Origin of the sequence: Spirabiliibacterium pneumoniae (genome assembly GCF_014884995.1) — a bacterium.
In the GTDB taxonomy this organism is placed as follows: domain Bacteria; phylum Pseudomonadota; class Gammaproteobacteria; order Enterobacterales; family Pasteurellaceae; genus Spirabiliibacterium; species Spirabiliibacterium pneumoniae.
Genome location: NZ_JABMII010000006.1, coordinates 144801 through 168480 on the forward strand (window position 1 = coordinate 144801; position 23680 = coordinate 168480).

Here is a 23680-nt window from a genome sequence, read left to right on the forward strand (position 1 = left end):
ACTTTAAAAGTGCGGTTTTTGTGTTTATTTTCCTGTCAAATCATCGAAGAACTTTTTGACGCCGTCTAAAAAGCTCGAGGATTTAGGGCGGTGTTTGCTAGTGCCTTCAAGGCTTTTTTCCAGTTTTTTGAGCAGATCTTTTTGCTCGTCGTTAAGTTTAACGGGGGTTTCGACAATCACTTTGCAAATCAAATCCCCTGCGTAGTTGCTGCGTGCGGACTGTACGCCTTTTCCGCGCATTCTAAACAGTTTGCCCGTTTGCGTCTCCGCTGGAATTTTGAGTTTGACACGCCCGTCGAGGGTCGGCACTTCTATCTCGCCGCCAAGGGCTGCCATGGTGAAGCTAATCGGCACTTCGCAGTAAAGGTTGTTGCCGTCGCGCTCAAAAATGCGATGCGGTTTGACGTGGATCACCACATACAAATCGCCCGCTGGTGCACCATTTTCGCCCGCAGCCCCTTCGCCACTTAAGCGCAGTTGGTTGCCTGTGTCCACCCCTGCTGGGATTTTGACCGATAAGTTTTTCGCTTTGTGTACGCGCCCTTCACCGTGGCAAGCTGAACACGGTTTTTCGATTTTTTTACCACTGCCGTGACAGGTTGGGCACACTTGTTCGGTGACAAAAAAGCCTTGTTGACGGCGCACTCGCCCACTGCCATGGCAAGTTGGGCAGGTTTCGACTTTGGAATCTTTTTCTGCACCACTGCCATGGCATTTGTCACATTCGGCTAAGGTGTTGATACGGATATCTTTAGTGGTGCCTCTTACCGCTTCTTCCAAAGTAATTTCGAGATCGTAGCGTAAGTCATCGCCTCGCACTACACGACGCCCACCACGACTACCACCGCCACCGAACATATCACCAAAGATGTCACCGAAAATATCACCAAAATCCGCGCCACCGAAGCCGCCACCAAAGCCGCCTGCTCCGCCACCAAAACCACCTTGTTCAAAAGCAGCATGACCATATTGATCGTAGGCGGCGCGTTTTTGTTTATCCGTTAAGATTTCGTAAGCCTCTTGCGCTTCTTTAAACTTCGCTTCGGCTTCTTTGTCGCCCGGATTACGGTCGGGGTGATATTTCATCGCCAGGCGTTTGTACGCTTTTTTGATCGCCTTTTCATCAGCGCTGCGCTCAACCCCTAAAATTTCATAATAATCACGTTTCGACATAGTTTTTCCATTTTTATCCATTAATTTTTGATTGCACTAACAATGAGGTCGCACGGCGATATAAAGCTCGATCTTTCCATCTGGCAAGCGTTTTTCAAAATCTACGCTCAATGCGCGTGGCAACATGCCTTGGCGCGCTTTTCGAACAATACTCTGCCAAGTTTGTTCCAAATTTTTCTCACTGGTGAGCGTCTTGTCATACCACGTAAGCTCTTCAATCACCACTGGCTCTGCATCATTTGGCATTTCACTGGCAATAGCAAAATCACATTCGTGACCATCTTCACTGTAGTGGTAATACACGCCCACATAGTCATGTTCTGGTAAAAGTGCGGTTTGCCCCCATAGTTGGGTGCGTGCATTACTCCAGTTTTCATGGGTTAACCGCACTTTTGCAATAGGGTAAAAAAGCTTTGCCATAGGTCCTCACATAGCACAAAAGGGCGTATTACTACGCCCTTGATTTATGATAGAAAAGATTATTTATCCTTCACTTCTTCAAATTCAGCGTCAACCACATCGTCGCCGCCGTTGTTTTGGCTTTGACCTTGTTGTGCTTGTTGTTGCTGACCTGCCTGCGCTTTAGCTTGCGCTGCTTGAATCAGTTTTTCAGACGCTTGCACAAGGGCTTGTGTTTTCGCTTCGATTTCCGCTTTGTCTTCACCTTTGGCGGCAGTTTCCAGCTCGCTTGCAGCTTTTTCAATTGCGGCTTTGTCATCAGCACTTAAGCCATCGCCTACTTCTTGCAACTGTTTGCGTGTGCCGTGCACCAAGTGGTCTGCTTGGTTGCGTGCTTGCACTAATTCTTCAAATTTGCGGTCGGCTTCGGCATTGGCTTCGGCGTCGCGCACCATTTGTTGAATTTCATCATCGCTCAAACCTGAAGAGGCTTTGATGGTGATTTGTTGCTCTTTACCTGTACCTTTGTCTTTCGCTGACACGTGGATAATACCATCGGCGTCGATGTCAAAGGTCACTTCAATCTGTGGCATGCCGCGTGGTGCTGGGTTGATGCCTTCAAGGTTGAATTGACCCAGCGATTTGTTATCCGCCGCACGTTTACGTTCACCTTGCAACACGTGAATGGTGACCGCACTTTGGTTGTCTTCCGCGGTTGAGAACACTTGCGATTTCTTGGTTGGAATCGTGGTATTTTTCTCAATTAACGCGGTCATCACACCACCCATAGTTTCGATACCCAATGACAACGGGGTTACGTCAAGCAACAATACATCTTTCACATCGCCTGCTAACACACCACCTTGCACAGCAGCACCGATCGCCACCGCTTCATCAGGGTTAACATCTTTACGCGGCTCTTTGCCAAAGAATTCCGCCACTTTTTGTTGCACCAATGGCATGCGGGTTTGACCACCGACCAAAATCACGTCGTTGATGTCAGACACGCTCAAATCCGCGTCTTTAAGTGCGGTGCGCACTGGGTCAAGTGAACGTTGCACCAAATCTTCCACGAGCGATTCTAATTTCGCGCGGGTTAACTTGATGTTCAAGTGTTTCGGCCCTGTGGCATCGGCGGTGATGTATGGCAAGTTCACGTCTGTTTGTTGCGCAGAAGAAAGCTCAATTTTGGCTTTTTCAGCGGCTTCTTTCAAACGTTGCATTGCCAGTGGATCGTTGCGCAAGTCGATGCTTTGTTCTTTTTTGAACTCATCAACAAGGTAGTTGATCACACGGTTATCGAAGTCTTCCCCCCCTAAGTGGGTGTCACCGTTGGTGGCCAACACTTCAAAGGTTTTTTCGCCGTCCACATCATCAATTTCGATGATAGACAAGTCAAATGTACCACCACCTAAGTCATAAACGGCGATAGTGTGGTTGCCTTTGTTTTTATCCAAACCATAGGCCAGCGCTGCCGCTGTTGGTTCGTTGATAATACGTTTTACTTCTAAGCCTGCAATACGACCAGCATCTTTGGTGGCTTGGCGTTGCGCGTCGTTAAAATACGCCGGCACGGTGATGACCGCCTCGGTCACTTTTTCACCCAAGAAATCTTCCGCGGTTTTCTTCATTTTTTTCAGCACTTCAGCTGACACTTGTGGTGGCGCTAATTTCTCAGTGTCTTTTACTTGCACCCACGCATCGCCATTATCTGCTTTAACGATACTAAATGGCATAATGCTCACATCACGTTGTACTTCTTCGTCTTCAAAACGACGACCGATCAAACGTTTGATCGCAAATACGGTATTTTTCGGGTTGGTTACCGCTTGGCGTTTTGCTGGCTGCCCAACCAATGTTTCGTTATCTTGTGTATAAGCAATGATTGATGGCGTAGTACGATCGCCTTCGGCGTTTTCAATTACACGCACTTTGTCACCGTCCATCACCGCCACACATGAATTGGTAGTTCCTAAGTCAATCCCAATAATTTTTCCCATAATTCTTCTCTCCTAATAAATGATTTGTTCAGCCATTGGCTTGATGCTTATAAGATGTGGACACGATTTTGAATTTCAATAGCCCGTTGCAAAAAATTCCACATTTTTTATCACCACAAGCCCAGCAAGGTATGCTTAATAAATAGGGTTTGAAATCTGATTTTCAAGTGCTATAGCAAATTTTATTGTTGAAGTGCGCGCTTTTGCCTACAATAGGCTGATAAAAAAGAGAGCTAACATGAACAAAGACACCTTATTTTCCACGCCGATCGAAAAAATTGGCGATTTTACCTTTGATGATGCCGTGGCCGAAGTGTTCCCTGATATGATTCAGCGCTCTGTGCCTGGTTATAGCAATATCATCACTGCCATTGGCATGCTGGCGGCGCGCTTTGTGAAAGCCAACACTCATGTCTATGATTTAGGCTGCTCGCGTGGGGCGGCGGCGTTAGCGGTCAAACGCAATGTGGCTTGTGATGGCGTGCGCATCATCGGCGTGGATAATTCCAGCGCCATGGTCGAACGCGCCCGTGCGCACATGAATGCCTATTCGGGCAAAAGTGCGGTCGAGATTATTCAAGGCGACATTCGCGAAGTGAACATCGAAAATGCCTCAATGGTGATTTTAAATTTCACGCTGCAATTTATCGCCCCAGCTGAGCGACGCGTGCTGCTGGAGAAAATTTATCACGGCTTAAACGCAGGCGGCGTGCTGGTGCTGTCGGAAAAATACCGCTTTGCCGATAGCGTGGTCAACGATCTGTTAATCGACTTGCACCACACCTTTAAGCGTGCCAACGGCTACAGCGAGCTGGAGGTGAGCCAAAAACGCACTGCATTGGAAAATGTGATGAAGCCTGACACCATCGCCAATCAACAAGCTCTGCTGGAAAACATCGGCTTTGCCCATGTGAATATGTGGTTTCAGTGCTTTAACTTCGGCTCGATGTTGGCTGTCAAGGGGGCTTGATGATTGATTTCAATCCGTTTTATCAACAAATCGCCAGCACCGCACTTTGCCGTTGGCTAGAAACGCTGCCCGCGCAACTGCGCCACTGGCAAGCCAACACCCACGGTGATTTTGCCAAGTGGTGCAAAGTGTTGGACTTTTTACCTATGCGCGAGTGCGAGATTGAACTCAAAAGTGCGGTCAGCGCGCGCACCAAAACCGCACTTTCAGCTGGTGAAGCACAGCAACTGCGCCACCATCTAAGCCAGCTTAAGCCGTGGCGCAAGGGGCCTTATGATTTATTAGGCGTGTATATTGACTGCGAATGGCGCAGCGATTTCAAGTGGGATCGCGTTAAGCCGCACTTAAGCCCGTTGACTGGGCGTACTATTCTCGACGTTGGCTGCGGCAGTGGTTATCACATGTGGCGCATGGTGGGCGAAGGTGCCGCGCTAGTGGTGGGGATTGACCCAACGGAGCTATTTTTGTGCCAATTTGAAGTGGTGCGCAAGCTGTTAAACAATGACCGCCGCGCGCATCTCATTCCCCTTGGAATCGAACAAATGCAACCGCTCGGCGCCTTTGACACGGTATTTTCCATGGGCGTGTTATATCATCGCAAATCGCCACTTGAGCACCTCAGCCAGCTGCGTGATCAACTCACATCAGATGGCGAGCTGGTGCTGGAAACGTTGGTGATTGACGGCGATGAAAATGCCGTGCTGGTGCCACCTAGGCGTTATGGCAAAATGAAAAATGTCTATTTTATCCCGTCTGTGGCGGCGCTCAGCGTGTGGCTGGAAAAGTGCGGTTTTCGTAACGTGCGCTGTGTGGATGTGGCCACCACCACACCCGATGAACAGCGCGCCACCGAATGGGTCGGCAAAGAAAGTTTGATCGACTTTTTAGACCCAGCCAACCCACAGCGCACCATCGAAGGGCACCCCGCACCGCAGCGAGCTGTGCTTATTGCCAATAAATAGAGGAATTTATGTGGCGCGTAGTGAGTGATCATCAAGACATTGGTATTTTCCCAACCTTCGATAAAGGCACGAAGGTTGATAATTTCAGCCCTTGTGAAAATTACGCTGGGTGGAGTGCCTGCACCCTGTTGGGGCAGGCAACCTATGTACCCGATCAGATTGTTTACCAAAACCAATTGACGCAAGACTATAATCCGACCGAATTAACCATAGGCCAAGATCAGTTGGTTGAACTCATCGAACAATATGGCGACTGGGCATGGGTGCGCACAACAACACAAAAGTGCGGTTGGTTGCCTATGGCAAAATTACGCCATTACACACCCAAAGTCTTAGCGGAGCGCGCCGATATTGAGTTACTGGTCAATACGTTTTACGACAAAGTGCTTGCCGATGAGCGCATTGGCTATGTGTTTAAGCATATTGTCGGGCGCCATTGGCAAAAACATTTGGAAAAAATGTACCGCTTTTGGGCATCGGTGTTGCTTGCTGAAGACAGCTATCAAGGCAACCCGATGCTCACTCACATCAAGCTGCACAAACGTCAGCCACTGAGTGAGGCGATGTTTGAGGTGTGGCTGACACTGTGGCAAGACACCGTCAACGCGCTGTTTGTTGGCGAAAAAGCCGACGAAGCATGCTTTCGAGCACAATCGATTAAAACATTAATGACGCAGCGGGTGCTCAGCGATGAGCTACCGCACTTTATGCAACGCATTCGAGTTGAGAAGAAATAATATGAGCCAAACCTATTGCGACTATGTATTGGCGCACCCTGATGATGCGCTAAACCGAGCTTATCACGATCACGACTACGGTTTTCCCGTGGCAGACGACCGAGCGCTGTTTGAGCGTATGCTGTTGGAAATTAACCAAGCGGGGCTGAACTGGAGTTTGGTGCTAGAGCGCCGCGACGCCTTGCGTAAAGCCTATGCCAATTACGACATTGCCAAAGTGGCGGCCTTTAGCGTGCAGGATATTTTGCAAATGTGTGCGGATAAAACCATTATCCGTCACCGTTTAAAAATTGAAGCCGCGGTGTATAACGCCCAGCAAATTTTGAAACTGCAAGCACAATACGGCTCGTTCAAAGCGTGGCTTGACGCCCACCACCCACAAGGGCTTGAGCAATGGGTGGTATTGTTTAAGCAACATTTTAAATTTGTTGGCGGGGAGATTGTGAAAGAATTTTTGATGAGCTGCGGCTATCTTGAAGGCGCGCACCGCCCACACTGCCCGATTTACCAAAAAATTAGTGCGCTGTCGCCACCGTGGCAAGTGGCTGGCAGAAAAAAATAATCCGCGTAAAATAGGGGCAAATAGCCAAGGAGTAGATGATGAATTTAGATTATCAATTATTAAAACTTAACCAACAAATTCACCCTAATATCAGCCTGCGCACGGTAGGTGAAATTCCAGTGATTGTGCTGGAACACGCCGTGGGCAAAGCAGCCATTGCCTTGCAAGGCGCACAACTGCTGAGCTGGCAACCGCACTTTGCGCAACATGATGTAATTTGGCTCAGTGACAGCGAACCCTTCAAGCAAGGGACAGCCATTCGCGGTGGTGTGCCTGTATGCTACCCTTGGTTTGGTCGTCATGGCGAGCCAATGCACGGCTATGCGCGGGTGTCAATGTGGCAGCTAAGCACTTGGCAAGTGGATGAAGAGGCGGTGAGCTTAACATTTTGCCTGTTCGATGAGCAGCATTTGGTGCAAGCTAAATTGCAAATGACCTTCAGTGAGCAATGCCGTTTGCGCTTCACACACTATGGCGTAACGCCTGCTGAAGTGGCATTGCATACCTATTACAACGTGGGCGACATCACGCAAACAACGCTATTTGGGCTGCCCGATGCGGCATTCAACAATGCTGCGCAAAAAGACGTGAGCGTGCCTTCACCGCTGCTGCTCACTGGCGCCTTTGATGGTATTTTCAGTGCCGAGCAACACATCACGCACATCGACGACAAAGCACAAAATCGCATTGTGGAGGTTGAACACATTAACGCCTCCGATATTGTAGTATGGAACCCATGGGAAAATACTCCAAGCCAAATGCGCCCTGAGGGCTATCAAACCATGATCTGTGTGGAAACCGCGCGCATTCGCCACAAATTAGTACAAAAAGAGGCGATGGAAGCGGTGATTCGCCTACAACGTTAATCATTAAAGTGCGGTTTGACCGAGTAGCCGACCGCACTTTTTACTGCCCTTTCGTGCAAGGCACCCCTTTGCCATTCAAACGCCTGCACGGGCAAGGCTTCGCCTTGATTAAACAAGGCTAAATAAAACGGCAAATGATCATAAAAGCGCGCATAACCTCGTAGCGCAAACGGCGTGATGATTTCATGAGTTTGCACAGCGTGATGCACCGAATGTAATTTTGCTATGCCCACGCCTTGCGATTTCAACACCGCCTCACGCAGACACCACGCTTGGTAAAATGCGCGCGTTTTATCCTTTTGTTGAGCAAACCACGCCTGCTCGTCCGCGCTGGCAATGTGCTGGATAATTTTGCTGAAATTGCGAGGCTTTGGCATTTCAATGTCAACGGCAACCGCACTTTGATTGGCGGATAACAGCAGCCCGACCGCCACCCACGGCCCTGAATGGCTGATGTTGAAATCCACGTTGCCCACACCTGCAAGATAAGGTCGCCCTGTTGACGTACGTCTGAGTGTGCCTAATTGCGCACATGATGGATGATATTGCGCCAAGAAATACGCGAGGAGAAAGTGTGCCAACACTCGACATTGCTGCCGCAAGTGATTGTTCGCCACTGTTTTGCGCAGCTCCGTGATAAGTGAGGCAGGCAAGTATTGGCGCAAAGTGTGCTCATCGGGCAATTCATCAATGTGCCCCCACACAAGGCGCAATTTTGTCTCTATCGGCTGATTTTTATCAATGACAGGCATAATGATTTTCGCTAAACTGATGGCATTTTCCCTATTGTAGCGAGCTTTAGACAAAATGACGAGCAATCAATGCGTTACACCGCGTGCTTGGTCTTCGCTTTTGCGCCTAACGTTACCCATTGCGATGGGTTACTACGCCGCAGGAATCGCCTATGGCATTTTAGCCATCAGTGCTGGCTTGCCGAGTTGGCTCGTTATTATTTTAAGCGTGGTGGTCTTCTCAGGTGCTGCGCAATATGCCGCGATTCCTTTGTTTGTGGTGGGTGCTGGATTCTTTCCATTAGTGATCAGCACTTTTTTAATCAGCTTGCGACATCTGTTTTACACCCTTGCGCTACACCCCGATTTGCCCGACAAAGGCGTTAAGCGTTGGTACAGCGCGCTGGCATTAACCGACGAAAATTACGCTCTACTCTTCATTCAAACCAGAGAGGAGAGAAAAGCCAATATTGTACGAGTGAATATGTTGTGCCAATTTTATTGGGTTAGCGCCAGTGCGATTGGCGTCGTGCTGGGGCAACAATTTGCTGATGTGATACCGCACTTAGACTTTGCCTTGCCGTGTTTATTTGCTATTTTAGCCTATGAGCAATTTCGCCAAGCACAACAATGGCTGCCCTTCTTGCTGGCGACCGTCGGCTTTTTCATCGCCAAAGTGATTGCACCTAACTGGTCGATGCTCGGTGGTGTGCTGTTTTGTGCTGCAGTTATTTTAGTACGGTTTTACTATCAACAACGTCGGCAACAAGGTGGCGCATAATGAACACGCTGGATACCTTAATCACGTTGCTCGGCATGGCGGGTGCGATGGTTATTTGCCGCGGTTTTCCGCTATTAATGCCCGCCAGCTGGCTCCAAATGCGCTGGCTACAAGCCTTAAATCAAATGCTGCCGCTGTGCATTATGCTGATCTTACTGCTCAGCAGTTTAAGCCTGCCCACACTCTCTGGCGACTGGCTGCCCTTTGCGCGCGAGCTTGCTGCCTTGTGTGTGGTGCTCATCAGCTACAGAACATGGCACAACACACTGCTGAGCGTGGTGATCGGCATTGTCAGCATTAACGTAATCTATTTATTAGTTTAAAAACAAAAGTGCGGTCAGGCTGCCCCAACCGCACTTTGCCTTGTTGCTTGCCATTACTGCAAGCGGGTTTTGACCGTCAACAGGCTGTTAAGCTGTGCCAAATCGCTTTGATCCAGTGTGCCTTGCAATTGGCGCAATTGCAGCTCCAGCATCAAATATTGATAGCGTGCTTGCGACAGTTGACGCTGCGCGTTATGGCGATTGCGTGTCGCTGTAAGCACGTCAAGCACCGTGCGCGTACCTGCTTCATAGCCTTCTCGCGTGGCGTTGTAGGCGCTGTTGGAAGAGACAACATATTGTTGATACGCTTTAATGGAGCTTGCTGTGGCATTCAGCCCATTCACTGTTGAGCGAATATTTTTCACTAAGTCGCGATGCGTCGTTTCTAAACTCTCCGCGCTGCTGACATAGGCATGTTGTTGCTGGCGCACTTGTGAGCTGGTTCGCCCTCCCGTGTACAGTGGCAACGATACCTCAACGCCGATGGAGGCTTGATCAAGGGTATGATCAGGAATGCCATAATTCATCGCGCGTGGCAAGCGAGCATTGGTGCGATTTAGCCCCACAACCAAGTTCACTGTCGGTAAATGTCCACTTTCTGCCACCTTAATGCCTTGTTTTGCCAGTTCTTTTGCCATTTTGTAGTAGGCTAACGTCAGATTACGGGTTTCACCTGTTTGGATATATTGCTCTGGGCTGCCGTAATTTTTTGTTTTAAACCTTGCGGTGTTCAATTTGTTCAATTGGGTTGGATACTCACCCGTTATTGACGCTAAGTTTTCAATGCTGTTATCCACCGCATTTTTAGCCGCAATTTCACTGGCCACCACGCTATCAAACTGCGCGCGTGCTTCATTCACATCGGTAATTGCCACCAAGCCCACTTGATAAAGCTGATTGGTATCTTTAAGCTGATTTTGCACTGCGCGTTTTTCTGCACGCACAGAATCCAGCGCATCAAGGCTGTTGAGCACGTCAATATAGGCTTGCGCCACGCGATAAAGTAAATTTTGCTGCGCCGCTTGGTAAGCAACTTCGGCTTGTTGTGCCGCTTTTTCTTGTAGCGACAGCGTGCGCCACAAACTCATGTTATACAATGATTGGCTTAAATTTAGCCCAATACTAAAAGTGCGGTTTTGATTGAAACTGTTGTCCGCATAAGCGCCATGATCGCGACTGTGATCAATATAACGACTGGTGCTTGCACTGCCTTTCGCAGACAGTTGTGGCAACAAAGCGCCTTTGGCTTGCTCGCGCCCTTCCATAATTTGTTGACTGTCGGCAAACGCCTTTTTCACCACAGGATCACTGACTTTGGCTTGTTCATAGGCCTGAGATAAAGTGGTTGCCAGCGCAGATTGTGCCAACCCTAACAGCAGCACACTTGCCAACACACGCATTTTGTTCATTCTTATTCTCCGAATCTTCAATTCTCTACTATGTCATTTTGTTCTTATGAACGAACGTTCATTTTACACAAAAAAGTCAGAAATGTAAGTAAAAATAAGCAGAAATTTGGTACACTAATAATTATTTTTTACGGGATTCATTATGAAAATAGCACAATTTGGGCCTGGAGATCTGCACATTGAAAAAGAAACCCTCGTCTATGATGGTTTCTTCAAACTTTATACGATTGATTTTAAGCATAAACTCTTCGCAGGTGGCGAAAGTGGCTTGGTGCGTCGCGAACTGTTAGACAAAGGTGAAGCGGCTGCGGTCATTGCCTACGATCCTGAACATGATACTGTAGTGATGGTCGAACAAGTGCGCATTGGTGCCTACATCGGTGACAAAACGCGCTCACCGTGGTTGCTGGAATTGGTTGCGGGAATGGTGGAAAGCGGAGAAAAACCCGCTGAAGTAGCAAAACGTGAAGCTTTTGAAGAAGCAGGATTACACATTGATGAGGTAGAACACGTTATGAGTGTATGGGATAGCCCAGGCGGCATCACCGAACGTATTCATATGTTTGCTGGCAAAGTAAATACTGCTAATGTTGGTGGGCTTTATGGCTTAAGCTGTGAAAATGAAGACATCCAAGTGCACGTTATTCCGCGCGAAGAAGCCTATCAAGGACTGAAAAACGGGCGAATTGATAATGCTATTGCTGTGATGGGCTTGCAATGGCTACAGCTGAACTATCAATCACTACAAAAACGTTGGCTAAAAAAGTGATATATCTCGAAATTTCAGCAAAAAATTAACGAAAAATGTGCGTTCAGGCACACTTTTATGAGAAAAAGACTGACTTATTTATAAAACTGATTATCTTATTTGCTTGAATCACGTTATTTTATAAAACTATAGGTACTTTGTGAAAACGGCTTTTATTCACCAATCGCAAACATCCCCCGTGCGCTTTATTCAGCTCTCGGACTGTCATTTGTTTGCTGATAAAAATGCACAACTTTTAGGGATTAACACCTTTGAAAGTTATACAGCGGTGTTAAACGAAATTAAAAACCGCACTTTTGCCTTTGAATTCGTGCTCGCCACAGGCGACTTAGTCCAAGACAGCTCCCGTGAAGGCTATCGCTATTTTGGCGAAGAAATCTGTGCATTGAACAAGCCTGTTTTTTGGATTCCAGGTAATCATGATTTTCAGCCACACATGGTCGAAGAGCTTGCCCATTTCGCACCACTAATCTCACCGTTGAAACACATTTTAATCAATGATCATTGGCAGATTTTGATGCTCGATAGCCAAGTGCTTAATGTCCCTCACGGCTATCTCAACCAATACCAGCTCGATTGGCTACAAGCTAAACTGGCGCAATACCCTGATCGCTACACTTTGGTGGTGTTGCACCACCACATTGTGCCGACCCGCTCCGCTTGGCTCGATCAGCACAATCTGCGCAATGCTTCAGAATTTTTAAGCTGCCTGCGAGGGCACCATAAAATCAAAGGCATTATCTCAGGCCACATCCACCACGCGATGGACAGCCAATGGTATGACTACCCGATCATGACAACGCCATCAACGTGTATTCAATTTAAATCCGACAGTTACAACTTCAGCCTCGGCGTGTTGCCACCTGGCTGGCGTGAATTTGCACTGTATGAAGACGGCCGCGTGGAAACGCAAGTGCAGCGCATTAAAGATAACTTATTTGTACCCGATTTGAATATTTCTGGTTATTAATCAACGCCCAAAATAAAACCGCACTTTGATACAAAGTGCGGTTTTGAATTATCTCAATCTCGTTAACGAAACAGTGAGCGGCTGCTTACTCTGTGTCGCTTAAACTGACTAAGCGCGACAAAAGCAAAGACTACAATATAGACCCCAAATACCACGATCAGCCATTGTGGCATCGAAAAGCCTAGCCATTGCCATTTAATCTCACTGCATGGGCCGCTGGCTTGAAAGACTTGTGGTAACCACTGATCCAACGGCAATGTTCTAGGAAATTGCACCGTTAATGGGCATTGATTCCACGGTGCGGGATTGAGCTGAAAATCAACGTGTTTAATCGCCAATAATAAGCCTTTAACCGCGCAGAAAAGCCCTAAGGCAAGCGCGAGAATACGCACTAACACCCAGCGTGGCGCAAGCCATCCAAGCAAACCTGCCAGAGCGATGCCGGCGAATGCCACCCGTTCATAAATGCACATAACGCACGGGTCGAGTTGTTTAACGTGTTGGAAATACAAGCCGACACCTTCGAACGCGAGGGCTGAGAGTAAAACCAAAAACCAACTAAAACGGCTAAGAGAAATTCGCTTGAGATAACCTAACATTCACGATCCTTATAACGGTGTTACAATCCAACCCAGCATTTCAAACCAATGCATCACGGTTGGCAATACCAATTCGACACACGCCAAGCCCACCATCGACAACACAATAGTATAAGGCAGCGCCATATACACCATCTTACCATAAGATAAACGAATCAGTGGTGCAAATGATGAGGTTAATAAGAATAAAAATGCAGCTTGTCCGTTTGGTGTAGCAACCGATGGCAGATTCGTCCCTGTGTTAATTGCCACAGCAATCATTTCAAACTGCTCTTGGGCAATCACGCCAGATTGCAATGCGGCTTTGGCTTCATTGATGTACACGGTGCCGACGAACACGTTATCAGAAATGGCGGAAAGCACACCATTGAAGATATAAAATAGTGCCAGTTGCGTTTCATCGGAAGCGTGCAGCACGAGATGAATAATGGGTTGGAATAATTCTTGATCCACAATCACAGCCACTACAGAGAAAAACACCACTAAAAGTGCGGTGAATGGCAACGATTCTTCAAAGGCTTTCCCTAACGCACTTTCTTCAGTAATGCCACAAAGTGCGGTTGCAAAAATAATCACACTTAAACCAATTAACCCTACCGCAGCAAGGTGGAATGCAAGCCCGATAATCAACCAAATTCCAGCAAGCGCCTGAACGCAGAGTTTCATTTTATCTTGTGGGGTAAGTTTTTTGTTTTGTGCTTGTTGGAAACGCGCAAGTACCACCCACACTTTTTGTGGCAAGCGATCGCCATAACCAAACACTTTGAATTTTTCCAATGCTACACAAGTCAGCAAGCCACAGATGAGTACAGGCAATGTCACAGGCAACATGCGCAAGAAAAATTCACCAAAGCCCCACTGCACACGCTCTGCGATAATTAAATTTTGCGGTTCACCCACCATTGTCATCACACCACCTAGTGCCGTGCCCACACCCGAGTGCATCATCAGGCTGCGTAAAAAGCCACGGAATTGCTCCAACGTATTTCGGCGTTTAGTAATGCTTTGATCATTGAGCAAATCGCCATGCTCGTCATCAAAGTGATAACCTGACGCAACTTTATGATAAACCGCATAAAAACCTGTACCAACACTGATAATCACTGCCACCACAGTCAGCGCGTCCAAAAATGCGGACAAAAACGCCGCACTGGCACAAAAAGACAACGAAAGCAGTTTTTTAGAGCGCACTACCAACAACAGTTTGGTAAATACAAATAGTAGCAAATCTTTCATAAAGAAAATCCCTGCTACCATAAACATCAACAGCAATAGCACCTCCATATTCGCCACCACTTCATGGTAAACATGCTCTGGCGTGGTCATACCAATGAAAAGTGCTTCGATCACCAACAATCCACCCGCTTGTAGAGGGTAGCATTTTAAAGCCATCGCCAAAGTGAAAATAAATTCAATTACTAGCGCCCAGCCTGCGATAAAGGGGCTTACGAAGAAAAAGAGAATCGGGTTTAGCACCAAAAATAGCATAATGGTAGTTTTATACCAATCTGGACTTTTCCCTAAAAAGTTGCGTAGAAATGCACTGCTCATATCCATTGTCTAATCCTAATAATCATCTAGGGGTGAAATGTATTGTTATCTTTATGGGTAGGCCTCTTATTTTAGTCATCTGACGAAAAAAAATAAGTGTTTATTTATCCGCATAAAAAAAGTGTTAAGTCTGTCACATTTTTATTGCTAATAAGTATACCGACAAATATGAAACTCTGTTTTTGTTTCAAAAAACAGCGATATTATGGATCATTTTATTTTCGGCTGTCTTGATTTTTCTCAATTTTTTATTGTTTCAGATAGCATTCAATTTGTGATATACTTCACACAGTTACAGCATCAAGGTGATCGGTTCTATTTTCCCTGAACCTCTGGGTGTTGTAGTAATTTTGTTAAACTAACCAAAGGTAAAAATCTTATGGCAATTAAAATTGGTATTAACGGTTTTGGTCGTATCGGCCGTATCGTATTTCGTGCTGCTGCAAAACGTGATGATATCGAAGTAGTTGGTATCAACGACCTGATCGACGTTGACTACATGGCGTACATGTTGAAATACGACTCAACTCACGGTCGCTTTGAAGGTAAAGTTGAAGTACAAGACGGTCACCTTGTTGTTGACGGCAAAAAAATCCGTGTAACTTCAGAACGTGACCCTGCAAACTTGAACTGGGCTGAACTGGGTGTTGATGTTGCCGTTGAAGCAACTGGTTTGTTCTTAACTGATGAAACTGCACGTAAACACATCACAGCGGGCGCTAAAAAAGTGGTTTTAACTGGCCCTTCAAAAGACAGCACTCCAATGTTCGTTCGCGGCGTAAACTTCAATGACTACAAAGGCCAAGACATCGTTTCTAACGCCTCTTGTACTACAAACTGCCTAGCACCATTAGCCCGTGTTATCCACGAAACTTTTGGTATTAAAGACGGCTTAATGACTACCGTTCACGCTACCACTGCAACTCAAAAAACTGTTGACGGCCCATCAATGAAAGACTGGCGCGGCGGCCGCGGTGCAAGCCAAAACATCATCCCATCATCAACTGGTGCTGCTAAAGCAGTAGGTAAAGTATTGCCAGCACTCAATGGTAAATTAACTGGTATGGCATTCCGCGTACCTACTCCAAACGTATCTGTTGTTGACTTGACTGTGAACCTTGAAAAAGGCGCAAGCTACGACGAAATCAAAAAAGCACTGAAAGACGCGGCTGAAGGTAAAACTTTCAACGGTGAATTAAAAGGCGTATTGGGCTACACTGAAGATGCTGTTGTTTCAACTGACTTCAACGGTGAAGTCTGCACCTCTGTATTCGACGCAGACGCTGGTATCGCATTGACTGATACTTTCGTGAAACTCGTTTCTTGGTATGACAACGAAACTGGTTACTCAAACAAAGTATTAGACCTTGTTAAACACGTCTACGATTACAAAGGCTAATCCCTTGTGCTCGAAAATACCGCACTAAAGTGCGGTATTTTTTTACCCCAAAAAAGCAAAGTGCGGTCATCAAACCGCACTTTAGTCTATTTTCTACTGTATCAACGCATTAAGCATTTTTTGTTTGGCTATTTTTCTAGGCTATAGATCATCAAGAGTCGTATAGCCTAAGTTAAACCCTGTTTGAGCCGTTCCCTAACGCGTTGATTACTCTCTCGAATACGGGCAAAAGTAGCCTGCTTACTTAGTTGCTAGCAGCTGTGCCAGCGTGCGTGGCACATCACCACTTTGGGCAATAGCAGAAATTACTGCTACGCCATCCGCACCCGCCGCGCGAATGGTGACCGCATCTTCTGAACGAATGCCGCCAATGGCCACCATCGGTTTCTCAAGCCCCGCAGCACGCACCGCGCGGATAGCCTCAACGCCCACCGCTGGGTCGGCATCTGGCTTAGATTGGGTTGGGAAAATCGGCCCAAAGCCACAATAATCAATCCCTGAAATAGTATTTGCGGCGCTAAACTGTGCGATATTATGGGTTGAAAGCCCCACCAACATGCGCCCTTGCACGCGTGCAATCAGCTCAAGAATGGGCATATCGCCTTGCCCCACGTGAATGCCATCGGCGTGCAGGGTTAACGCCAGTTGGAGATCATCATCAATAAAAAAAGGAACGTGATAACGCTGACACAAGGCCTGTGCGGCTTTGGCCAGGTGCATAATGTCGTCGCGATGTTGCAGCGCGCCTGCGCCTTTTTCACGAAATTGATAACACGTCAAACCGCACTTTAAGGCTTGCTCAAGGCAGTCAAGCAACGCTTGCGGGCGATTTGTCGCCTGTTTAAAATCTTGACTGCCCGCCACAAAATAGGCGCGCAGCATTTCGCGCACATTCATACTATCTCCTTTTTCGCTCAACATACGCCCAATGATTGGTTGGGCCATGCCCGTGGCCAATATTCAGTGGGTGACTGATGGCGGCGGTGATAAAGGCTTTGGCGGTGCGAATGGCCTCCTCTTGCGCCACACCTTTGGCCAGCTCAGCGGCAATACACGCGGAGAACGTGCAGCCTGTGCCGTGGGTGTGGCGGGTGAGCACGCGCGGCGCTTCAAGTTCAAAGTCGCCCGTGTCGGTAAACACCCAATCACAGCACTTTTTGCTTTTACTCTCTTGGCTATGCCCGCCTTTGATCACCACGGTTTTAGCACCCATCGATTGCAAAATCAATGCCGCTTTAGTGGCTGAAAGCTTGTCCACCACCTCAATGCCCGTGAGCGCATATGCCTCAGGCAAATTTGGTGTGATCACATCTGATAACGGCACCATCAACGCACTCAGCGCGCTGACCGCACTTTTATCGAGCAAGCGTGAACCACCTTTTGCGACCATGACTGGGTCAACCACAATCGGGCCAAAACGGCAGGTGCACAGTTTTTCTGCCACCGCTTCAATCACCGATTGCGTGCCCAGCATGCCCACTTTGCACGCACTCGGATTAAAATCTTCATTAATAGCTTGCAACTGCGCCAAAATAATATCGATCGGCACAGAGTGAATGGCACTCACGCCATGGGTATTTTGCGCCGTGACAGCACAAATCACACTCATGCCATAAACCTCTCGCATTTGAAAGGTTTTTAAATCGGCTTGAATGCCTGCACCGCCGCCGCTATCCGAACCAGCTACGGTGAGAGCTTGCTTAATTCTATTTAACATCAACCTTTTCCTCTTGCTTTATGGTGGCAGGATTAATCTCAGCCAAACTGTCTAACAACGCCACTACAAACTGCCCGCATTGGTGGGCACGCAAACCCTGTGCTGCGCGCTGGCCTGCAATGGCATAATCACGACACGCCTGCCACAAGGCATGAAAGTGGTCCTCTTTGCTAAGGGCTAAGTAGGCACCACACACTGCACTGAGCAAGCAGCCAGAGCCTGTGATGCGTGGGAACAGCGGCGTGCCGTTGCTCACGCGCGCGATGCGTGTGCCGTCGCTGATCACATCCACCGCGCCACTGACCACCACAACGCATTGATAGCGATTGGCCACGCTGCTTGCCATCTCTGCCACATCGCCCTCGCCTGTGCCCGCATCCACGCCTTTGCTTTGCCACTGCGCGCCAACCAAAGTGGCGATCTCACCCGCATTCCCGCGAATTGCTGTAAAGCGAATCTCCGCCAGCAGGGTGTTGACCGTTTCCAAGCGGAAAGCACTCGCGCCCACACCAACTGGGTCAAGCACTACAGGAATGCCGCATTCATTCGCACGCCTGCCTGCCACACGCATCGCCACAACTTGATCACGGGTGAGTGTACCGATGTTAATCACCAACGCTTGGCAAAGTGCGGTCAACGCGGGCATTTCCTCCTTCGCGTTCGACATTATCGGTGAAGCGCCCAGCGCCAACAGCCCATTGGCAACAAAATTACTCACCACCACGTTTGTGATATTTAATACTAACGGATTTTTAGCGCGAATGTGAGATAAATAGTCCATTTTGTGTTATTTCTCCGATAATTATATAGCTATTGGCTCAATCGCCGCACCATTTTGATAAGCCATTGAGCATTTAAAAATGAGGCAAGCATATATTATGAAGACACGATTGCTTACAGTAAGCAAAGATCATTAACGGATAATGCGTTCACGCTGTTTAACCGCAATGTAAAGCGCGCGTGAGTGTTATGCAGATCGGGGGGTAAGATTGGCTTATTTGCATGGTTAGTTTCCTACGTCAGTGTTAACTGTATCAGGTTCACGGGTATCATCTCAGCAGCAAACTGCACCCCGACTAATGGAGATAATGTACAAGCAGTGGCGTTAAATTACAATAATTTTTTTACACGCCGAGCATAAAAAAGGCTGCCTAAGCAGCCTTTAATCCATATAACTCATTATGCCATTTCGGAATCAGGATCACCTTTGGCGATCGGTTTTAAGAGGAAGAAGAAGCAGAATACAGCAGCAACTGTTAATGCCACACCAACCCACACAGCAATGCCGTATGGCAGGTGGAAACCAATTGGGGCGTAAGCGAGGTAAGTCGCACTCACCATGGTCATAAAAATAGCAGGGATTGTGCAAATCCAGTGGAACTTGCCATAGCGATAGAGATAGGCACCTGCCGTCCACAACATCACCATGGCGGTGGTTTGGTTCGCCCAACCGAAGTAACGCCAAATGACACCAAAATCCACTTTAGAAATGATAAAGCCGATCACAAACAGTGGAATAGCAATAATCAAGCGTTTCATAATGTTGCGTTGATCTAATTTGAAGAATTCCGCAATGATCAAACGTGCCGCACGAAATGAAGTATCCCCTGACGTAATCGGCAACACAACCACACCAAGCACCGCTAATAAACCACCAAACATGCCCAGCATGTGCGTAGCCGAATCATAGACCACCTTCGCTGGTGTACCTACGTCAATCGCTTGTTGCATTAGGGCTGGGCTGTCATAGAATGTTAAGCCAACAGAACACCAAATCAAGGCAATCACCCCTTCGCCAATCATCGCACCATAGAATACGAAACGACCTTCTTTTTCATTTTCCATACAACGTGCCATCAACGGTGATTGAGTGGCGTGGAAACCAGACACCGCACCACACGCGATGGTTACAAACAACAGTGGCCAAATTGGCAGATCTTTTGGTGAGAAGTTTTGGAAGATTTTATCCAAACTCATACCGCCAACACTGTGGAAAAGCGATTTATCCTCAAACAACAAGGCGAAGAACATACCAAATGACATAAACAGCAATAATGCGCCGAAGAGCGGATAAACTCGACCGATGATTTTATCAATAGGCACCAGTGTGGCAATGATGTAGTAAACAAAGATAATCGCAGTCCAAATCATCAACACTTGCGGTTGCGCCCAACCAGCGCTTGCACCGTAGTTATCTTGTGTGATGTTGGTCAACAATGCAGCAGGGCTAACCACAAAGACCACACCGACCAACACCAGTAGCAATAATGCCAAAATATTCATAAAGTGTTTAACTGGGCGGCCTAAATATTTGCCTGACAAATTCGGCACCGACGAACCACCATTGCGCACACTGAGCATGCCAGAGAAATAATCGTGTACAGCACCTGCGAAAATGCAGCCAAACACAATCCACACCATCGCAACAGGGCCATACAAGGCACCCAAAATTGGCCCAAAAATCGGACCTGTTCCAGCAATATTCAGCAACTGGATAAGCCAAATTTTACGCTTTGACATCGGCACATAATCCACACCATCACCCAACTGATGAGCGGGTGTTGCGCGTTTTGGATTGATTTTAAAGATACGCTCTACGATTGAGCCATAAATAAAGTATCCCGCTAGCAATAAGCCAAGACAACATAAAAACCACAGCATAATTTCGACCTCTAGATAAGGGATTAAGAAAACAGGTAAGTCGGGGGAATTCTAACAGAAATTTTTTGCTGTAAAACAGATGTAAACAAATCTCGGCAAATTTATATCAAAAATGTGACAAAACACACATTTCTTACCCTGCACTGCAGAAGAAATAAGCGCACAACGGCGTTGACAAAGTGCGGTTGTATGCCTATGGTGGAGGCAAACAACCAACACAGGTGAACTATGAGTAACGCATTATTAATGGACTACTATGAGCTTAGCATGGCAAACAGCTACTTTGAGCAAGGCCGAACCCATGAGTGGGCGGTGTTTGATTACTATTTCCGCCGCGTGCCTGACAACGGCGGTTATGCCGTTTTCGCAGGGCTAACCGCACTTTTGGCGTTTGTCGAGAAGCTGCGTTTTAGTGAGGAGGATATTGCTTTTTTACGCCAAAAAGGCGGGTTAAGTGAGGATTTTCTAGCCTATTTAAACGATTTCCACTTTCGTGGCGAAATTTATGCTTTTCCTGAGGGCAGCATTATTTTCCCCAATGAACCCGTGGTGACCGTACGCGCGCCACTGATTGACTGCCAGTTATTAGAAACCATGCTGTTAATTCATCTCAATCATCAATCCTTAATTGCCACTAAAGCTGCACGCATTTGCACCCAAGCGGGCACTCGCCCCGTGTTTGAGTTTGGCGCACGCCGCGCGCATGGCGCTGATGCCGCATTGCTTGGCGCACGCGCAGCCTATATTGGCGGCATTGCAGGCTCCGCCAACACCCAAGCAGAACTCACCTTTGGTGTGCCCGCAGTGGGTACGATGGCGCATGCCTATGTGCAAAGTTTCGACAGTGAATACGATGCTTTTGCGGCCTACGCCAAATGTTACCCCACCAACACCGTGTTATTAGTAGACACTTATGACACCTTACGCCAAGGCATTCCAAATGCCATCAAAGTGCAGCGTGACATTCTCGCACCCCTTGGGCACACGCTGAAAGGCATTCGTATAGACAGTGGCGATTTGGCGTATCTCAGCACGCAAGCGCGCAAGCTGCTTGATGAAGCAGGCTTGCAGCAAACGCAAATTATGGTTTCAAACTCACTGGATGAATATTTGATTAAAGATCTCACCACTCAACATGCCGCAATCGATGCCTTTGGCGTGGGTGAGCGGCTTATCACTGCGCGCAGTGAGCCAGTGTTTGGTGGGGTGTATAAAATTGTATCATTAGAGAAAAACGGGGAAATAATCCCAAAAATCAAACTCAGCGAAAATGCCATCAAAACAACCACGCCAGGCTTTAAGCAGGTTTATCGCTTATATGATCAAAAAGCGATGGCGATTGCGGATTTGGTGACGCTGCGCGATGAAGTGATTGATGAAAATGCGCCTTACATTCTCTTTGACCCACTCAACCCGTGGAAGAAAAAACGCATCACCCATTTTACCGCCAAGCCGATGTTACAGTGTGTGTGGCGAGAGGGTAAGCGTGTAGGCACCATCAATACCCTTGAGCAAGCACGTTTGCAGGCGAAAGCGGACTTGCACAGCCTATGGGATGAGGTGAAACGGCTTGAAAATCCGCACGGCTATTACGTTGACCTATCCCAGGCGCTATGGCAACTCAAACAGGATTTAATTGAACAACACACAGGACAAATGCTATGAACACCCAAGATTACTGCAACTACCTCGTTGATTGGCTCGAACAACAACGCAAAACGCTTTATCAGCTTGACGGGTATGTGCTCGGCTTAAGTGGCGGAATTGACTCGGCGGTGTGTTTATATCTTGCCGCCCAAACGGGGGCGCCAGTGTATGTGTATATGCTCCCAACGGATGTCAACAATCCGCAAGATCTCACCCATGCGCAGCTGATATTAGACGATCTTAAGCTGAAAGGCGAGGTGATCTCGATCCAGCCGATGTATGACGCGGTATGGGACAATATTCAAAGTGCGGTCAACCCCACCCCTGAGCGAGAAAATGTGTTGTATGGCAACTTAATGGCGCGGCTGAGAATGGTCACGCTATACACGCTGGCGCAAAGCCACCGTGCGGTGGTGATTGGCACGGACAATTTAGCCGAATCCTACACGGGCTATTTCACTAAATTTGGCGATGGCGCAGCTGATGTGTTGCCACTGGCGCGCCTTCGCAAAGAGCAAGTTTATCAACTCGCGTGCACCCTTGGCGTGCCACAGCCGATTATTGATAAAGCACCGAGTGCGGGCTTGTGGGAAGGGCAAACCGACGAAGGCGAGCTAGGCTTTAGTTATGCCGAACTCGATGCCTTTTTGCGGGGTGAAAAGGTCAGCGATGCGGTGCAAGCGCGGATCGCCTATTGGCACAACCGCTCACGGCATAAACGCATGCTGCCCCCATCACCTGAAAAAGCATTGGACTAATCAGCAAAGTGCGGTCAACCGCACTTTACTTTTGATCACGCGCTTTTGCTTCAGGTTCAGGGTCTTGCTTAATAACAGGCACACAGCGGCGGCAGCCACCGTTGTCAACGTTAAGGTCTTTGCAAAGCTCGTTGTATTTGTCTAACAATCGGCGAAAAAGGCCCTTTTTCTCCACAGACTCTGTCATACACGCTCCTAATCACGGAAATTATTAAATTGAAATGGCTGCCCCAGCTCGGCATTTTTCACCAGCTGAATCACCGCTTGCAATTCATCACGGGATTTACCACTCACCCGCACTTGATCGCCTTGAATTTGGGTTTGCACTTTGAGTTTGGCGTCTTTGATGAGCTTGGTCAGCTTTTTCGCCATGTCTGTTTCGATCCCTTGTTTCACCTTGACTGACTTGCTGTAAATTTTGCCGCTGTGCTCAAGGTTTTCGCTCACATCAAGGCTAGCTTGCTCAATACCGCGTTTCATCATGGCGTTACGCAAAATGTCTAACAATTGCTCCACTTGGAAGTCTGATTCACTGCTAACATTGATTAACAACTCTTTTTCGTTGAGCGTGATAGACGCTTCCACATTTTTAAAATCCCAACGATTGCCCAAATCGCGGTTGGCGTTATCAACCGCATTTTTAATTTCATGGGCGGTCACTTCAGAAACAATATCAAATGATGGCATAGCTACTCC

General features: G+C 47.6%; 25 protein-coding genes and 1 riboswitch. Of the genes, 12 read left to right on the top strand and 13 right to left on the bottom strand.

The window, feature by feature from the left end; all coding sequences use genetic code 11:
- Nucleotides 1-24: 24 nt before the first annotated feature.
- Genes dnaJ through dnaK form a run of 3 tightly spaced genes read right to left on the bottom strand, consistent with a single transcriptional unit; the run spans nt 25 to nt 3572 of the window.
- Complete coding sequence (gene dnaJ / locus HPC38_RS05805) at nt 25-1173, bottom strand: molecular chaperone DnaJ (protein WP_208120339.1); 1149 nt, start codon at nt 1171-1173, stop codon at nt 25-27.
- Nucleotides 1174-1209: 36 nt separating this feature from the next.
- Nucleotides 1210-1593: an AraC family transcriptional regulator gene (locus HPC38_RS05810; protein ID WP_208120340.1), complete on the bottom strand. Its 384-nt coding sequence runs from the start codon at nt 1591-1593 to the stop codon at nt 1210-1212.
- Between the two features lie 59 nt (nt 1594-1652).
- Nucleotides 1653-3572, bottom strand: a complete 1920-nt coding sequence (gene dnaK, locus HPC38_RS05815) for a molecular chaperone DnaK (protein WP_208120341.1) — start codon at nt 3570-3572, stop codon at nt 1653-1655.
- 238 nt (nt 3573-3810) lie between these two features.
- Between dnaK and cmoA the strand changes: the two genes are divergently transcribed.
- Genes cmoA through HPC38_RS05840 form a run of 5 tightly spaced genes read left to right on the top strand, consistent with a single transcriptional unit; the run spans nt 3811 to nt 7669 of the window.
- Nucleotides 3811-4542, top strand: a complete 732-nt coding sequence (gene cmoA, locus HPC38_RS05820) for a carboxy-S-adenosyl-L-methionine synthase CmoA (RefSeq protein WP_208120342.1) — start codon at nt 3811-3813, stop codon at nt 4540-4542.
- A complete protein-coding gene (gene cmoB, locus HPC38_RS05825; protein WP_208120343.1) occupies nt 4542-5504 on the top strand; it encodes a tRNA 5-methoxyuridine(34)/uridine 5-oxyacetic acid(34) synthase CmoB in 963 nt (320 codons plus the stop codon). Before cmoA ends, cmoB begins: the two co-directional genes overlap by 1 nt.
- An 8-nt stretch (nt 5505-5512) precedes the next feature.
- Complete coding sequence (locus HPC38_RS10455) at nt 5513-6241, top strand: group III truncated hemoglobin (RefSeq protein WP_235977651.1); 729 nt, start codon at nt 5513-5515, stop codon at nt 6239-6241.
- Between the two features lies 1 nt (nt 6242).
- Entirely contained in the window at nt 6243-6803 is a 561-nt protein-coding gene (locus tag HPC38_RS05835) for a DNA-3-methyladenine glycosylase I (RefSeq protein WP_208120344.1), read from the top strand.
- Nucleotides 6804-6838: 35 nt separating this feature from the next.
- Nucleotides 6839-7669 carry a D-hexose-6-phosphate mutarotase gene (locus HPC38_RS05840; RefSeq protein WP_235977652.1) on the top strand — a complete coding sequence of 277 codons (831 nt, stop codon included), beginning with the start codon at nt 6839-6841 and terminating at the stop codon, nt 7667-7669.
- On the opposite strand, the gene HPC38_RS05845 is transcribed toward HPC38_RS05840, so the two are convergent.
- Nucleotides 7666-8421 (bottom strand): 4'-phosphopantetheinyl transferase family protein, encoded by a 756-nt coding sequence (locus tag HPC38_RS05845; RefSeq protein WP_208120345.1) that lies wholly within the window; start codon nt 8419-8421, stop codon nt 7666-7668. The genes HPC38_RS05840 and HPC38_RS05845 overlap by 4 nt on opposite strands.
- A gap of 55 nt (nt 8422-8476) precedes the next feature.
- Here HPC38_RS05845 and HPC38_RS05850 point away from each other — a divergent pair, with 55 nt between their 5' ends.
- Together HPC38_RS05850 and HPC38_RS05855 are read left to right on the top strand one after the other, a co-directional pair.
- Nucleotides 8477-9181, top strand: a complete 705-nt coding sequence (locus HPC38_RS05850) for an AzlC family ABC transporter permease (RefSeq protein ID WP_208120346.1) — start codon at nt 8477-8479, stop codon at nt 9179-9181.
- A complete protein-coding gene (locus HPC38_RS05855; protein ID WP_208120347.1) occupies nt 9181-9504 on the top strand; it encodes an AzlD domain-containing protein in 324 nt (107 codons plus the stop codon). Before HPC38_RS05850 ends, HPC38_RS05855 begins: the two co-directional genes overlap by 1 nt.
- 53 nt (nt 9505-9557) lie before the next feature.
- On the opposite strand, the gene HPC38_RS05860 is transcribed toward HPC38_RS05855, so the two are convergent.
- Complete coding sequence (locus HPC38_RS05860) at nt 9558-10913, bottom strand: TolC family outer membrane protein (RefSeq protein WP_208120348.1); 1356 nt, start codon at nt 10911-10913, stop codon at nt 9558-9560.
- Between the two features lie 142 nt (nt 10914-11055).
- On the opposite strand from HPC38_RS05860, the gene HPC38_RS05865 reads away from it, so the two are divergent.
- Both HPC38_RS05865 and cpdA read left to right on the top strand, forming a co-directional pair.
- The gene (locus tag HPC38_RS05865; RefSeq protein ID WP_208120349.1) at nt 11056-11682 is read left to right on the top strand and encodes an NUDIX domain-containing protein; all 627 of its coding nucleotides are present in this window, start codon (nt 11056-11058) and stop codon (nt 11680-11682) included.
- Nucleotides 11683-11821: 139 nt separating this feature from the next.
- On the top strand, nt 11822-12652 hold the full coding sequence (cpdA, locus tag HPC38_RS05870; protein ID WP_208120350.1) for a 3',5'-cyclic-AMP phosphodiesterase: 831 nt from the start codon (nt 11822-11824) through the stop codon (nt 12650-12652).
- Nucleotides 12653-12714: 62 nt separating this feature from the next.
- On the opposite strand, the gene dsbB is transcribed toward cpdA, so the two are convergent.
- Together dsbB and nhaB are read right to left on the bottom strand one after the other, a co-directional pair.
- Nucleotides 12715-13251 carry a disulfide bond formation protein DsbB gene (dsbB, locus tag HPC38_RS05875; RefSeq protein WP_208120351.1) on the bottom strand — a complete coding sequence of 179 codons (537 nt, stop codon included), beginning with the start codon at nt 13249-13251 and terminating at the stop codon, nt 12715-12717.
- 9 nt (nt 13252-13260) lie between these two features.
- A complete protein-coding gene (nhaB, locus tag HPC38_RS05880) occupies nt 13261-14808 on the bottom strand; it encodes a sodium/proton antiporter NhaB (protein WP_208120352.1) in 1548 nt (515 codons plus the stop codon).
- Nucleotides 14809-15181: 373 nt separating this feature from the next.
- Here nhaB and gap point away from each other — a divergent pair, with 373 nt between their 5' ends.
- Complete coding sequence (gene gap, locus HPC38_RS05885) at nt 15182-16201, top strand: type I glyceraldehyde-3-phosphate dehydrogenase (protein ID WP_208120353.1); 1020 nt, start codon at nt 15182-15184, stop codon at nt 16199-16201.
- Nucleotides 16202-16441: 240 nt separating this feature from the next.
- Here gap and thiE read toward each other — a convergent pair whose 3' ends face one another.
- The 4 genes from thiE to HPC38_RS05905 form a co-directional block, all read right to left on the bottom strand.
- A complete protein-coding gene (thiE, locus tag HPC38_RS05890; protein ID WP_208120354.1) occupies nt 16442-17098 on the bottom strand; it encodes a thiamine phosphate synthase in 657 nt (218 codons plus the stop codon).
- A gap of 1 nt (nt 17099) precedes the next feature.
- On the bottom strand, nt 17100-17918 hold the full coding sequence (gene thiD, locus HPC38_RS05895; protein WP_208120355.1) for a bifunctional hydroxymethylpyrimidine kinase/phosphomethylpyrimidine kinase: 819 nt from the start codon (nt 17916-17918) through the stop codon (nt 17100-17102).
- The gene (gene thiM / locus HPC38_RS05900; RefSeq protein WP_208120356.1) at nt 17908-18699 is read right to left on the bottom strand and encodes a hydroxyethylthiazole kinase; all 792 of its coding nucleotides are present in this window, start codon (nt 18697-18699) and stop codon (nt 17908-17910) included. Before thiM ends, thiD begins: the two co-directional genes overlap by 11 nt.
- 213 nt (nt 18700-18912) lie before the next feature.
- Nucleotides 18913-19003, bottom strand: a riboswitch (TPP riboswitch).
- Nucleotides 19004-19097: 94 nt separating this feature from the next.
- On the bottom strand, nt 19098-20579 hold the full coding sequence (locus HPC38_RS05905; RefSeq protein WP_208120357.1) for a carbon starvation CstA family protein: 1482 nt from the start codon (nt 20577-20579) through the stop codon (nt 19098-19100).
- A gap of 228 nt (nt 20580-20807) precedes the next feature.
- Between HPC38_RS05905 and HPC38_RS05910 the strand changes: the two genes are divergently transcribed.
- Nucleotides 20808-22244 (top strand): nicotinate phosphoribosyltransferase, encoded by a 1437-nt coding sequence (locus HPC38_RS05910; protein ID WP_208120358.1) that lies wholly within the window; start codon nt 20808-20810, stop codon nt 22242-22244.
- Nucleotides 22241-22984: an NAD(+) synthase gene (gene nadE / locus HPC38_RS05915; RefSeq protein ID WP_208120359.1), complete on the top strand. Its 744-nt coding sequence runs from the start codon at nt 22241-22243 to the stop codon at nt 22982-22984. The genes HPC38_RS05910 and nadE overlap by 4 nt, the downstream gene beginning before the upstream one ends.
- Before the next feature lie 25 nt (nt 22985-23009).
- Here nadE and HPC38_RS05920 read toward each other — a convergent pair whose 3' ends face one another.
- Together HPC38_RS05920 and HPC38_RS05925 are read right to left on the bottom strand one after the other, a co-directional pair.
- The gene (locus HPC38_RS05920; RefSeq protein WP_208120360.1) at nt 23010-23171 is read right to left on the bottom strand and encodes a DUF5363 domain-containing protein; all 162 of its coding nucleotides are present in this window, start codon (nt 23169-23171) and stop codon (nt 23010-23012) included.
- Between the two features lie 8 nt (nt 23172-23179).
- Nucleotides 23180-23671 carry a YajQ family cyclic di-GMP-binding protein gene (locus tag HPC38_RS05925; RefSeq protein ID WP_208120361.1) on the bottom strand — a complete coding sequence of 164 codons (492 nt, stop codon included), beginning with the start codon at nt 23669-23671 and terminating at the stop codon, nt 23180-23182.
- Nucleotides 23672-23680: the final 9 nt, after the last annotated feature.

Coding starts and splice junctions, on each gene's coding strand:
- dnaJ (WP_208120339.1), bottom strand. CDS start 1,173: ATGTCGAAACGTGATTATTATGAAATTTTAGGGGTTGAGCGCAGCGCT.
- HPC38_RS05810 (WP_208120340.1), bottom strand. CDS start 1,593: ATGGCAAAGCTTTTTTACCCTATTGCAAAAGTGCGGTTAACCCATGAA.
- dnaK (WP_208120341.1), bottom strand. CDS start 3,572: ATGGGAAAAATTATTGGGATTGACTTAGGAACTACCAATTCATGTGTG.
- cmoA (WP_208120342.1), top strand. CDS start 3,811: ATGAACAAAGACACCTTATTTTCCACGCCGATCGAAAAAATTGGCGAT.
- cmoB (WP_208120343.1), top strand. CDS start 4,542: ATGATTGATTTCAATCCGTTTTATCAACAAATCGCCAGCACCGCACTT.
- HPC38_RS10455 (WP_235977651.1), top strand. CDS start 5,513: ATGTGGCGCGTAGTGAGTGATCATCAAGACATTGGTATTTTCCCAACC.
- HPC38_RS05835 (WP_208120344.1), top strand. CDS start 6,243: ATGAGCCAAACCTATTGCGACTATGTATTGGCGCACCCTGATGATGCG.
- HPC38_RS05840 (WP_235977652.1), top strand. CDS start 6,839: ATGATGAATTTAGATTATCAATTATTAAAACTTAACCAACAAATTCAC.
- HPC38_RS05845 (WP_208120345.1), bottom strand. CDS start 8,421: ATGCCTGTCATTGATAAAAATCAGCCGATAGAGACAAAATTGCGCCTT.
- HPC38_RS05850 (WP_208120346.1), top strand. CDS start 8,477: ATGACGAGCAATCAATGCGTTACACCGCGTGCTTGGTCTTCGCTTTTG.
- HPC38_RS05855 (WP_208120347.1), top strand. CDS start 9,181: ATGAACACGCTGGATACCTTAATCACGTTGCTCGGCATGGCGGGTGCG.
- HPC38_RS05860 (WP_208120348.1), bottom strand. CDS start 10,913: ATGAACAAAATGCGTGTGTTGGCAAGTGTGCTGCTGTTAGGGTTGGCA.
- HPC38_RS05865 (WP_208120349.1), top strand. CDS start 11,056: ATGAAAATAGCACAATTTGGGCCTGGAGATCTGCACATTGAAAAAGAA.
- dsbB (WP_208120351.1), bottom strand. CDS start 13,251: ATGTTAGGTTATCTCAAGCGAATTTCTCTTAGCCGTTTTAGTTGGTTT.
- nhaB (WP_208120352.1), bottom strand. CDS start 14,808: ATGGATATGAGCAGTGCATTTCTACGCAACTTTTTAGGGAAAAGTCCA.
- gap (WP_208120353.1), top strand. CDS start 15,182: ATGGCAATTAAAATTGGTATTAACGGTTTTGGTCGTATCGGCCGTATC.
- thiE (WP_208120354.1), bottom strand. CDS start 17,098: ATGAATGTGCGCGAAATGCTGCGCGCCTATTTTGTGGCGGGCAGTCAA.
- thiD (WP_208120355.1), bottom strand. CDS start 17,918: ATGTTAAATAGAATTAAGCAAGCTCTCACCGTAGCTGGTTCGGATAGC.
- thiM (WP_208120356.1), bottom strand. CDS start 18,699: ATGGACTATTTATCTCACATTCGCGCTAAAAATCCGTTAGTATTAAAT.
- HPC38_RS05905 (WP_208120357.1), bottom strand. CDS start 20,579: ATGCTGTGGTTTTTATGTTGTCTTGGCTTATTGCTAGCGGGATACTTT.
- HPC38_RS05910 (WP_208120358.1), top strand. CDS start 20,808: ATGAGTAACGCATTATTAATGGACTACTATGAGCTTAGCATGGCAAAC.
- nadE (WP_208120359.1), top strand. CDS start 22,241: ATGAACACCCAAGATTACTGCAACTACCTCGTTGATTGGCTCGAACAA.
- HPC38_RS05920 (WP_208120360.1), bottom strand. CDS start 23,171: ATGACAGAGTCTGTGGAGAAAAAGGGCCTTTTTCGCCGATTGTTAGAC.
- HPC38_RS05925 (WP_208120361.1), bottom strand. CDS start 23,671: ATGCCATCATTTGATATTGTTTCTGAAGTGACCGCCCATGAAATTAAA.